Below are 5,704 nucleotides of genomic sequence, written 5' to 3'. Positions count from 1 at the left end.
CGATGGCGTAGATGAAGGCGCCGACGCGGTCGCCGCGAAACTCGGGGCTAAGGGCGTAGCTCAATGCCGCCAGGTCGCGGCGGTTGCCCAGTTGCGGCAGCGGCCGGCGCTGCTCGATGGCGATGCGGATCTGGCGCTCGGCAGTGGCGGCGTCGACGTAGCCCGACATCTTCCACTGGTTGGGGTTGCGCAGGTACAGCTTGTTCATCAGCAGGTACAGGCTTTGCAAATTGTCGCGCATCGACAACGTGGCCAGGCGGTCGACGCTGGTCTGGAACAGCTCGCTGGGTTTGCCATTGCCGAACTGGCTGACCATATCGCGGCCCTGTTCCTGCGTGCAGGCACAAAGGCCCGCAAGGGCGCCGGCCAGCAGCAGGCGGGGGAAGAATTTGGGGTGTCTTGCAACCATCGGCACCGGGTCAATATACGGCGGCTGCTCTGGGGATCAGAGCAGCCTGGCCAAGCATAGAGCCCGGAAATTGGAAAAAGTGCGGTGACCAGGAAAGCAGTATCCTGTAAGGGCTCTTCGCGGGTAAACCCGCTTCCACAGGTTCAGCACTAGTTTTGAAAACTGTGCCCCACTTGTGGGAGCGGGTTTACCCGCGAAAAGGCCCGTATAGGAGACACACCCATCACATGGCGTGACGCAACATCTCCACCACCTGCGCATGCAGCGCCGGGTCACCACAGGCCACGACGCAACCACCGTTCTGCGCCGAGCTGCCGTCCCAGGCCGTAATGACCCCACCCGCCCCTTCGATGATCGGCATCAGCGCCTGTACGTCATACGGCTGCAGGCTGGCCTCGACGATCACGTCGACAAAGCCCGAGGCCAGCATGCAGTACGCGTAGCAGTCGCCACCATAACGCATCAACCGCGCCTTGCCGGCAACGGCCTCGAACGCGGCCTTGCGCTCGGCGGTGTCGAACATGTCTGGCGTGGTGCACATCAGCGTGGCCGAAGCCAGGTCGGCACAGGCACGGGTCTGCAAGGGCGTGCCACTGCGCCAAGCGCCCTCGGGGGTGCCGACAAAGCGCTCGCCGGTGAACGGCTGGTTCATCACCCCAACCACCGGGCGCGTGCCGTCGTTAAGGGCAATCAGCGTGCCCCACAGCGGCAGGCCGGTGATGAAGGCGCGGGTGCCGTCGATCGGGTCGAGCACCCAGGTCAGCGGGCTGCTGCCAACGGCAACCCCGGCTTCTTCGCCAAGGATGCCATGCTCGGGGTAACGCGCCTGGATCAACTCGCGCATGGCGTCCTCGGCGGCCTTGTCGGCAACCGTCACCGGGTCGTACAGGCGCCCGCCCTTGTCCTCGACATCCAGGCTGGCGCGAAAGTACGGCTTGATCGCCACAGCGGCAGCATCGGCCAACTGCTCGGCGAAGGTACGGAATTCGCCGATCTGTTCAGCGCTCAGGGACATGGGGCAGGCCTCGTGACAATGATGGGGCCAGCATCATACCCGACACGCCGTGCCAGCCGCACTCAAACAGCCGTCAGGTGCTCATACAGGATGGTCGCGCCCACCAGCATCAGCACGATGCCGCCGATGATCTCGGCACGCTTGCCCACCACCGAACCCAGGGCCCGCCCCAGCATGGTGCCGAGGGTGACCATGGTCATGGTCGCCAGGCCGATCGCCGCAGCCGCCACCCAGATGTTCACATCGACGAACGCCAGGCCAATGCCCACCGCCAGGGCATCGATGCTGGTCGCCACCGCCGTCACCGCCAAAATCCAGAAAGAGTGCTGGCTTTGCTTTTCTTCCTCTTCCTCATCCGGCTTCAGGCCGGCATGCACCATGTGCGCGCCCAGCAATAGCAGCAGGAAGAAGGCAATCCAGTGGTCCCATTGCTCCACGTACTGGCTGGCCGCCTGGCCCAGCAGCCAGCCAATGACTGGGGTTATGGCCTCGATGACACCAAAGATCAGGCCGGTGCGCAGGGCTTCGGCCAAACGGGGTTTATGCAGGCTGGAACCTTTGCCGATGGCAGCCGCGAAGGCATCCGTGGACATGGCGAAGGCAAGGAAAACGAGGGAAATGGGATTCAACGATCAGGCTCCGCCGGGCTACGAGTCAACGACAGCTCCCTGCAGGCCCGGCTTGGCTACAGAAAGGTCGTTGGTCTCGCCAATCCAGCTGGATGCACAGGCCATGGCAGGTTGCCAAATATGTTGACCGGTGCGCCTTCGTTTGGGTGCGAAGGCAGGCTACTCCCCAAAGAGTGCGGCGATGATAACAGCCCCAGGTGAAAAAAGCGTGAACGGCTTTACCGGCCACACAGGGCTAGACTGAACAGAACCAGGTGACCGGGGGGCTGCCACACGTGGAGGTGTGAGATGAGCCAGTTCAAGCGTCTGTTCGTCATGCTCGGCCCGCAAATGCGCCACACGCCAGCGCTGCAACGCGCAGCGGCGCTGGCGGAATCCAGTGGTGCTCTGCTGGATATCAATGTGATCGTCGACGACGTCGACACCTTTGGCTTGATGAGCGATGGTCGCGAGCGTGAGCGGCTGCTCAGCGACAACCGCCAATGGCTGGCGGACGAGGCCGAGCAACTGGGCAACGCCGGCCTCGACGTGTCCACCGAGCTGTTGTTGACCCGCGACCCACTAGGCTGCGTGCTGGAGCGGGTCGAACGGCTGGGCTGCGACCTGCTGGTCAAGGACGTACAGCAGGAACCGGTGCTCAAACGCCTGCTGGTCACGCCACTGGACTGGCAGTTGCTCAAAGACAGCCCGGTCGCCGTGCACCTGGTCAGCGACATCCGCCTGCCCCTGCCCCGGCAAGTCGCCGCCGCGGTGGACCTGAACAGCCATGGCGCAGGCGAGCACCTGGACGAGCAGGTAATCCACTGCGCGCACGCCCTGGCCCTGCAATGCAACGCCGAGCTGCACCTGTTGCATGTGTGCGACGCGGCCAAGACCCACATTGCCGACTTCGGTGCTGGCACGGTGACCATGCCCGGCTTCGAGGGCAGCGTGCGCACTGCGCAGCGAGCAGCGTTCAACCGCCTGGGCGACCATCATCAGATCCCGCTGGAACGCAGGCATTTCCTGGAGGGCGCAGCGATCAAGGCCATTGCTCAGTTCGTCGGCCACAGCCGGGCCGATGTGATCGTGATGGGCAGCCACCGGCATGACGCGATGCAGACGTTCCTGGGTGGGACCACGGCGCATGTGCTGGAGCATCCGCTGTGTAACGTGCTGGCAATCAAGGCCTTACGCTGAATGCGAGTGTGCCTGAACCGATCTCTTCGCGGGAATGAATAGGAGCAGCGCAAGGCTGCTCCTATCTTGTGTCAGAAACCCTTGCTGTAGAACAGCGAGTACGACTCGATCCCGTCGTTAGGCTGCTTGAGCCCAGCGTTGGAGTAGTGCATCGCGCGGATCCCGACTTTTTGCTCGCCCGGCAACTTCAGACCAAAACCGATGCGGTCTTCGAAGTTGACCGACGAGCCCAGGCGCTGGTCGCCCACGTCGGTCTTGGAAAACGCCGCCAAGCCAATACCAGCCTCGATGTACGGTGTGTAGGTGAAACCGCTGAACTCGTACGTGAACACCGGGCTGAATGACAGCGAGTGCGCGCCACTGGCGTCACCGCCCTCCCAATAGGTGTAGGCGGCATCCCAGTAACCGGTCACGTAACCGGTACTGCTTTCCAGCCATTTCTTGTCCCAGTCGAACGACAGGCCGATACGGTAGGTCATGTCGCCTTGGCTAGTGGCGCCCACGGCACCGGATACCTGCGCGGCCTGGGCCAGGTTGGCCCCTGCAAAGGCCAGCACTGCAGCGGCCAGCGAAGCTGCGAGACGGGTTTTCATCAACGACTCTCCTGATGGTCTACACGGCAAGCGGGGGCTTAGGCCCCTCGATCTTTTAGGGTGGACCGGCGCATCCAGACCGGTCACACGAAGTAATAGTTTTTTGATTATTGTCCAGATAATCAGAAAGTTGAAAGTGTATTGCCACTATTGGCTAAATCGCTTGCTTAAGATGTGCCTTGCCGTGCACAGCACTTCAGTCGTATTCCGCCTCTTCATGCTCACCCAGCAAACGCCTTTGCCGAGGCGTGGCTTCCTCCAGCACCTGCGGGTTGAAGCGCCAGTTCAAGTACGGCGAGAACTTCTGCGCGACCATGCGCCGGCCATAGTGCACCTGCAGCATGTCGCGCTCGCGAGCCTGGCTGCAATTGGGCCCGGCGCTGTGCCAGACGTCGCTGCGAAACACCAGTGCATCGCCCGCCTTGCACAACACGGCCTGTGCTTCACGCCCCTGCCAGTGATCTTCCCCCGCCTGGGGTGGCCGCGCCGCGCGGTGGCTGCCGGGTACGATGCAGGTCGGGCCGATGCCGTGGTCGATGTCGCTGAGGTACAGCTGCGCAGTGAGGATTTGTGCGGGTTGGGTGAAGTCGCCTTGCGCGCTTAGCCAATCAGGCAACTGCATGGGCAGATAATCCAGGTGCAAGGCCATGCCCGGGTAACCCGGATGGCTGCGCCAGGCAGTTTGCCCGATCAGATGGCAATCAGCGCCCAGCGCCGCTTCAGCCAGGGCTATCACAGGCAGCAGGTCGAGAAAGGGCAACCACAACGGGTTGCGGTTGAACACACACTTGTAGTGTTCCAGCAGCCCCTGGTAGTCCCAGTGAATCGGCTGCAGGTCATCGATGGCGCAGCGCAACAAGGCGATGCGCAGGGGTTCGAGCACACCGGGGAGCAGCACATAGCCCCGCTCGTCCAACATCTCCAGCTGAAGGTCCAGGTTCATGACGATGTGCTCCGCCATGACGGGAGCACATTTGTACTCCCGCCCGTTTATCCATCAACGCCAGTTCAGGTTCACGGTTGTGGGGGCTTTGCCATTCACGGTCACCAATTGCTGCACCGTCTCACCCTGGGCGTTGCCCATGATCTTGTACTTGCCAGGAGGCAACTGCACATACAGCAGCGGCCCGGCATCCGTGATGCTCATCACAGGCTGGCCTTTTGCGTTCTGGATATCGACTGAAGCCCCGCTCTGGAATTTGCCTTCCGGGCCAGTGGAAAGCTCCACATGCAGGTCATAACCAGATGTCTTGCGCAGCGCATTGGCCTCATCCTGGCCGATACCGCCTTGCAAGTAATGCACGCCGTTCTGTTCCTGCGGTTGCAACTGCACGGCCTGCATGTCGATGGGGGCATTGAGATCGGCGGCGGCAGCCAGGGTCCATGGCAAGGCCAGGGTTAACAGCAACGCGGCGCCGAGTGCATAGTGATGGTTACGCATGGTACGACCCTCCTTTAGAGGATGGCTTACCTATTATCTGATCCTCTCAGGGGGGTGGTGTTCGTGCTGATGCATGGTCGTCATCGTGATATTCGGCACTAAGCCATCAAATAAACGTAAATTTAGCTGTTTATCAATTGGTTGTGCGCCCTTCCTCTAGTAGTTTCACGAACATGCTCAAACTGCGCGATACTGTGCCTCGGCGCCATACCAGCCAGGTTTTCAGGTAGCGGAAGTCCTCCGACATCGGCCAGGCGCTGACGGTGCTGCACCCGGGCATGTTGTCGAGCATGCTGCGTGGCATCATGGCCAGGCCGGCACCGGCGCTGACGCAGGCCAGCATGCCGTGGTAGGACTCCATCTCGTGGATCTTGCCCGGCACTGCCTGGTCCTGCACGAACCAGCTTTCGAAATGATGACGGTACGAACAGTTAGATC

At 61.8% G+C, this 5,704-nt stretch carries 7 protein-coding genes and 1 pseudogene; 1 reads left to right on the top strand and 7 read right to left on the bottom strand.

The annotated features are described in order from the left end of the window. The 3 genes and pseudogenes from APH42_RS28355 to mntP all read right to left on the bottom strand — a co-directional run. Nucleotides 1–409: pseudogene (locus APH42_RS28355) on the bottom strand (hypothetical protein); the annotation flags it as partial. 223 nt (nt 410–632) lie between these two features. Further along, nucleotides 633–1,424: a histidinol-phosphatase gene (hisN, locus tag APH42_RS28350; RefSeq protein WP_060494723.1), complete on the bottom strand. Its 792-nt coding sequence runs from the start codon at nt 1,422–1,424 to the stop codon at nt 633–635. Between the two features lie 62 nt (nt 1,425–1,486). Beyond that, nucleotides 1,487–2,053, bottom strand: a complete 567-nt coding sequence (mntP, locus tag APH42_RS28345; RefSeq protein WP_012272335.1) for a manganese efflux pump MntP — start codon at nt 2,051–2,053, stop codon at nt 1,487–1,489. A gap of 288 nt (nt 2,054–2,341) precedes the next feature. On the opposite strand from mntP, the gene APH42_RS28340 reads away from it, so the two are divergent. After that, nucleotides 2,342–3,232 (top strand): universal stress protein, encoded by an 891-nt coding sequence (locus APH42_RS28340; RefSeq protein WP_060494722.1) that lies wholly within the window; start codon nt 2,342–2,344, stop codon nt 3,230–3,232. 71 nt (nt 3,233–3,303) lie between these two features. On the opposite strand, the gene APH42_RS28335 is transcribed toward APH42_RS28340, so the two are convergent. The 4 genes from APH42_RS28335 to APH42_RS28320 form a co-directional block, all read right to left on the bottom strand. Beyond that, nucleotides 3,304–3,825 carry an acyloxyacyl hydrolase gene (locus tag APH42_RS28335; RefSeq protein ID WP_012272337.1) on the bottom strand — a complete coding sequence of 174 codons (522 nt, stop codon included), beginning with the start codon at nt 3,823–3,825 and terminating at the stop codon, nt 3,304–3,306. 196 nt (nt 3,826–4,021) lie between these two features. Next, complete coding sequence (locus APH42_RS28330) at nt 4,022–4,768, bottom strand: phytanoyl-CoA dioxygenase family protein (protein ID WP_060494724.1); 747 nt, start codon at nt 4,766–4,768, stop codon at nt 4,022–4,024. Nucleotides 4,769–4,822: 54 nt separating this feature from the next. Next, nucleotides 4,823–5,266, bottom strand: a complete 444-nt coding sequence (locus APH42_RS28325; RefSeq protein WP_060494721.1) for a hypothetical protein — start codon at nt 5,264–5,266, stop codon at nt 4,823–4,825. 133 nt (nt 5,267–5,399) lie between these two features. Then, nucleotides 5,400–5,704: LysR substrate-binding domain-containing protein (locus tag APH42_RS28320; RefSeq protein ID WP_256217850.1), on the bottom strand; the 305-nt coding region annotated here is incomplete at its 5' end.

It is taken from the genome of Pseudomonas sp. NBRC 111140 (assembly GCF_001320885.1).
Lineage (GTDB): Bacteria > Pseudomonadota > Gammaproteobacteria > Pseudomonadales > Pseudomonadaceae > Aquipseudomonas > Aquipseudomonas putida_P.
The sequence above is the reverse complement of the archived record's forward strand: the minus strand, read 5'-3'. Positions and strand labels throughout refer to the sequence as shown.